The organism is Brunnivagina elsteri CCALA 953 (assembly GCF_002289455.1).
Taxonomy (GTDB): domain Bacteria; phylum Cyanobacteriota; class Cyanobacteriia; order Cyanobacteriales; family Nostocaceae; genus Brunnivagina; species Brunnivagina elsteri.
The window spans coordinates 1-5,517 of sequence record NZ_NTFS01000419.1; the positions used below are offsets into that span (position 1 = coordinate 1).

A 5,517-nucleotide genomic window follows, 5' to 3' on the forward strand; every position below is an offset into this window, starting at 1 on the left:
GTAAAACTTCCTCACCAGAAAGTAGAGGAGGATTCTCAAAAGAAAAATTCACCACTTCCACATCTTGCCCCGATCGATAAATTTCCACTAAAGGAGTTTGCGGATCGATTAACCAACCTAAACTCGCACCATTTTCTTGATATTCCCGCATTTTGGCGCGTAATTTATCTAAAGAGTCAGTTTCCGAACGTAGTTCAATCACAAAATCAGGACACATAGGAGGAAAACGTCGTTGTTCATCCTTTGTTAATGCTTGCCAGCGTTCTAATTTCACCCAAGCAGCATCAGGACAACGATAAGCACCACTAGGTAATTTAAACTCCGTGGAAGAGTCAAAAACTTTCCCTAACTTGGCTTGACGGTTCCATAAACCGAGTTCTGTGTTAACGTCTGAATTTCTAATTCCACTTTCTCCTCCTGTTGGGGGGATAATCAGTAATTCTCCAGTTTGGGTAAGTTCTAATTTCCAAGGTTCATTAGCGATGCAGAGTTGATAAAACTGCTCGTCGGTTAAACCTACGGATGGAGGTAAGTTTAAACTTAGGGTTTCCATGATGATTCCTTATTGAAAGGATTAATTCTATTATCAAACGGTTTATCAAACAGCGCGATCGCTTGTCGTAACGCACCAATTTTAGAGTATTGTCGCGATCGCAGAAAAGTTGCGGTAGGGGTGGGGTTTCCCCGCCCTCACTCACGAATGATACGATTAATAAACCTGCGATCGCGATATTTTATTGTTTTATAAGTTCCTCTGATGTAATAAGATTCGGGGTTTTGTCGTTTGTTGAGAAACCCGGTTTCTAGGTCTTTTCATGGTATCCCCTCAAAATTTCGGGGTAGGGATTATTCTGGTATCCATGACCAACCAAAGGGATTAAAAGAAGATTTCTCCCGAATGATAGTTCCCAAAGATGGAATATGCCCGATTTGAGAAATACGGTCACGCATGTATTCAAAAAAACTGATTCCCAACTTCCGAGTGGTAGCAACAAGAGACATAAAAACATCCCAAGCTTTAGTACCTTGTTGAGTTTGGGTAGCATAGCTAATATTACGGCGCTGCACCATAGTCCTAGCAGCCAACTCCGCAGGATTATTATGTAATGGTAATTCTGGATGCTCTAAAACTAAAAGTAACTCCGATACTTTTGCAGCAGTTAATCGTTTTCGCTCATCTAACTGTTCATAACTACTTTTTTCGGTAAAAAGCGTCCAAAATTCCAACCTGAGTTCTTTCGCTTGATCCTCATTAGGAGCAGAACGATAAGCTAATAATTTTCGGTAGTATTTCCAAAATCTATCCAGAAATTCATCTAAAGTCTTTTGATGACAGGCAATAAACGGACTTAATTTCTTATAATGTCTAGCCTCATGTATCCAGCAAAGAGCTAAATTATCAGTTATTAGCTTGAATTGCGGAGCATCGTCACACACTATAGTCTTGATTACAGAAATATTGGTTTGCTGATGATAAAAAGCAATTGCTGCTGCCTCTTGTATGCGGGTACGGTGTTGAGGATTTAATTTACCCAGATACTCGTCAAGTAATGTATTAAACTCAACGGAAGTGAAAGCTGTTTGTTGAGGAAGTAATTTGAGTTGATAACTCCATTTGCTTGGCAGGTTGAAAGTGGAGAGTAAATCGTATGTAAGCGAGTTGAGGATAAACTCAAGTTCATTTGTGTTTTGCAACACCCTGAGTACGCTTAAGCGATCTTTGTTTCGAGTGGTCAGGTAAACAGTATACAAAGGATTGCAGATTACGTTCGTTGTATGGTTTACTCCACCAACACGCGCACCTGTTTGGTCGAAATGTTGCCAGCGAAAAGTTGCGTGCGGGGGTTCCCCCCGCACGCAACTTTTCAAGACAGGGACTACTTGCCAGACCTTCTATATATACTTCTTTGAACTCGACTTCAAAAGCTGAAGAGTTTTTGATTAATAAATTAGATAAATACCCTGCTGACACCGAAATACCAATATCTTCTAAAAATTCCTTCATCTTGCTTTGAGTCATGTTTCCGCCATAATACAGACTCATTACTAAGGCTTTTATTCCCGGACCGAATTCTCCCTCGTATCCCAATGGTAGGGAAGCTAAATATGTTTTTCCTTCCGATGCTGAGTAGTATTTTTGCTTGCGGAACAATACGTTATCTGTTTTGAGTAAAATGTCTTGGACAATTACTTCTTCTCTTCGAGACGCTTCGCGAACGTAACCCTTGAATTGTGCATCAGGTGGTAATAATTCTAGTGGATAAACAACTATTTCTTCTCGGTCAACTTTGATAGTCGCATTTTTGCTACTTTTGCTATGCTTTGTCGGGACTTTTCGTTCTTTCTCTGATGAATGGTTGTTCTTAAATCCTTCCTTTTTATTGGCTTTTATATCTGGTTTGCCTTGTTCTCCCCTTGATAAGGATACTGTTGGCGAATCGATGAAGGGCGAAGCCCCCCAGCGCCTTGGAAGGACTTAAAAAAGAGAATAAGGATATAAAGCATAGCATCCATATAGATTATGACTCTTCACTCGCATGACATGTCTCATATTCCCGAAGGCACAGCACAAGTAGCCCGGAACTCATTTCCCAAAGGGAACATATATATGAAAATGCGGGATGAAATAGGAGTATTATATGAAGATAAGAATTTTGTAACACTCTACCGTGCAGATTGTGGTCAAAGCGGGATATCAGCAGGGTAATTAGCATTAGTGTCAGTAATGCAATTTGTTGAAGGTTTAACTGACAGGCAAGCTGCGGATGCAGTTAGGGGTCATATTGACTGGAAATACGCATTAGGGTTGGAATTAAATGATCCAGGATTTGATTATTCGGTACTTTCAGAATTTCGTCAGCGATTAATAAACAATTGTCGAGAGGAAGAATTACTAAACCAAATGCTAGCTCGTTTCCAAGAACTGGGTTTACTCAAAAATAAGGGACGCGCTAGAACCGATTCCACTCACGTATTCGCAGCAGTACGACAGTTAAATCGTTTGGAATTAGTCGGGGAAACTTTACGTCATACATTAAATGATTTGGCTTATTTTGCCCCAGATTGGCTCCAACCAAGAGTCGAAGCAGATTGGTTTGAACGTTACTCCCTTAGATTTGAGCAATACCGTTTGCCCAAATCAAAAGCTGAACGTGAAAGTTTAAGGCTACAAATTGGTATTGATGGTTATTATCTACTCAAAACTTTATATCAAGACTCAAGTTCAAGTTGGTTGTGGCAAATTCCATCTGTGGAAATATTGCGTATCGTCTGGGTACAACAATTTTATATTCAATCGAAACAAGTCTATTGGCGAGAGCAAGATAACTTACCACCAAATCGACTACAAATTGAATCTCCCTACGATATTGATGCACGCAATTCGAGCAAACGAGAAATCAATTGGACTGGCTACAAGATGCATTTAACAGAAATTTGCGACCCAATTCTGCCAAACTTAATTATCAATGTGGAAACGGATGTCGCTACAAGTGCCGATGTTGTGATGACATCAACCATCCATGCCCATTTAGAACAGAAAAATCTCTTGCCAGAGGAACATATTGTAGATACTGGCTATGTCAATGCTCAAAACTTAGTCGATAGTAAATCGAATTTTAATGTTGACTTAGTAGGGAAAGTTCCCCCCGGAACTAGTTGGCAAGCCACTGAACAATCAGGTTTTGAGCAAAATTGTTTCACCATTGACTGGGATTTGAAGTGTGTTGAATGCCCAATGGGTAAACAAAGTAAGTCTTGGCGTACTACTGTCGATAGCCACAATAACCCTGTAGTCAAAGTCCAATTTGACAACAGGATTGTGGTGTTTGCTCAAGTCGTTCAAAATGCACTCGCTCAAAAAAACTACCGCGTCTTCTAACTCTCAAACCACAGAAACTACATCAAGCATTAAATGATGCTCGAATTCGCCAAGAAACCGAATCGTTTAAACAAACTTATAACAAACGTGCTGGAGTTGAAGGGTCGATTTCCCAGGCAAGTGGTTCCTACCAGTTGCGTCATTGTCGCTACATTGGTCTTGCTAAAACCAGATTGCAGCACATTATCACTGCTGCTGCTATCAACTTAAGCCGCATGTGGGATTGGTGGAACGAGCGACCACTAAGCCAGACTCGTGTTTCTCGTTTTGCTAGACTTGCTTCCACTGCTTAATAGTAGTCCTAATTTTTTATTTTGTGATGACTGGTTTTGCCCTCCTTTAATTCGCCAACAGTATCCCTGTGGGGGAGAGGTTGGAGAGGGGTCATATTTTATTGCTCCCTCTCCTGATGCAGGAGAGGGATGTCCGAAGAACAGGGTGAGGTTCTTTTATTCAGAGCGAGATGACGATACACAAAAACTATCAAATCAACCACAAATAACCATGAAAACCACGAAAACCACAACCATCAAAAATGCGATCGCTTTGTTCAGCTGCGTGTTAGTGCAGCTATCCGCAGGAATCGCACTGACTACAATCTTCAAAACCAACGCTCAAACACCAAATCCAACCGCACCAAAATTTACCAGCTTCAAGGATGCGAAAAATTTCAAAATCAAAGGTAACGGCAACCCCTTTCAACCGAGCAATTTACAACAAGAAAAAAAACCAGATAAACCCGACGACAAAGAATTTAAAAATCGTACTGTCATCGGTTGGGACGATCGCACACCAATGTTAAGCAGACAATATCCTTGGAGTGCGATCGGACGAGTTCAGGGAATTAGTACCGAAAATAAAGAATATCATTGTACAGGTACGTTGATTACGGAAGATGTTGTATTAACTAATGCACATTGCGTTATTAACCCAGAAACCCGAAAATTAAGCCAAAAAATTGCTTTTTTACCGAATGTTATCAATGGCAAAGTTGCGAATCGAGCTGATGTTGCCGAGGTTGTAAATGTGCTGTATGGGACTGATTTCGGTGGTAGTGCATTAGAAAATCAAACTAATGATTGGGCATTATTTAAACTGAATAAACCCATTGGTTTAAAGTACGGTTATTTAGGCTGGAAATCCTTATCTAATGCGACTTTAACCAGAAATAAACAAGCCTATATTTTCGTTGGTTATTCCGGTGATTTCCCCGATACAAGCAAAGAGAATTATCGATTTTTTACCGCAGGGTCAGGATTTACCGCAAGCGCTCAAGCGGATTGTAGCATTACACAGGCAGAAAGTAATGTGCTATTCCATGACTGCGATACTACAGGTGGTTCTTCTGGTGGAGCAATTATTGGTGTAATTGGCAATAAACCCTATATTGTAGGGTTAAATAATGCGGAAAGAACAGATGGTAGTACAAACTTGGGATTAAGGATTGATTTCCTCGATAGATTCGCAAATTAGATATCCTTCTTTGGTTCTAATTTAAATACAGTTTGCGATCGCAAATCCCGTAGGGGCAAACAACCGTTTGCCCTCATTTGCCATTATTTATAGAACAACACGGTATGCGTAAAACTCAGTCACTTTAGTGCTGAGATATAAGCGACACGGGCGATTTTAATCGC

The 5,517-nt window shown here is 40.4% G+C and carries 5 protein-coding genes and 1 pseudogene; 3 read left to right on the plus strand and 3 right to left on the minus strand.

Translation table 11 applies throughout. From position 1 onward, the window contains the following. A partial coding sequence (locus CK510_RS25445) for a Uma2 family endonuclease (RefSeq protein ID WP_095724330.1) occupies nucleotides 1-553 on the minus strand: 553 nt, incomplete at its 3' end. Between the two features lie 12 nt (nucleotides 554-565). Here CK510_RS25445 and CK510_RS31230 point away from each other — a divergent pair. Then, a complete protein-coding gene (locus CK510_RS31230) occupies nucleotides 566-748 on the plus strand; it encodes a hypothetical protein (protein ID WP_143289436.1) in 183 nt (60 codons plus the stop codon). Between the two features lie 98 nt (nucleotides 749-846). Here the strand turns inward: CK510_RS31230 and CK510_RS33660 are convergent, their stop codons facing one another. Both CK510_RS33660 and CK510_RS33665 read right to left on the minus strand, forming a co-directional pair. Next, nucleotides 847-1,698: an IS66 family transposase gene (locus tag CK510_RS33660; RefSeq protein WP_245912433.1), complete on the minus strand. Its 852-nt coding sequence runs from the start codon at nucleotides 1,696-1,698 to the stop codon at nucleotides 847-849. Beyond that, nucleotides 1,679-2,152: a hypothetical protein gene (locus CK510_RS33665; RefSeq protein WP_095724331.1), complete on the minus strand. Its 474-nt coding sequence runs from the start codon at nucleotides 2,150-2,152 to the stop codon at nucleotides 1,679-1,681. Before CK510_RS33665 ends, CK510_RS33660 begins: the two co-directional genes overlap by 20 nt. A gap of 369 nt (nucleotides 2,153-2,521) precedes the next feature. Here CK510_RS33665 and CK510_RS25465 point away from each other — a divergent pair. Together CK510_RS25465 and CK510_RS25470 are read left to right on the plus strand one after the other, a co-directional pair. Next, nucleotides 2,522-4,173 (plus strand): annotated as a pseudogene (locus CK510_RS25465) (IS1182 family transposase). A gap of 211 nt (nucleotides 4,174-4,384) precedes the next feature. Then, nucleotides 4,385-5,353, plus strand: a complete 969-nt coding sequence (locus CK510_RS25470; RefSeq protein WP_095724332.1) for a trypsin-like serine peptidase — start codon at nucleotides 4,385-4,387, stop codon at nucleotides 5,351-5,353. Nucleotides 5,354-5,517: the final 164 nt, after the last annotated feature.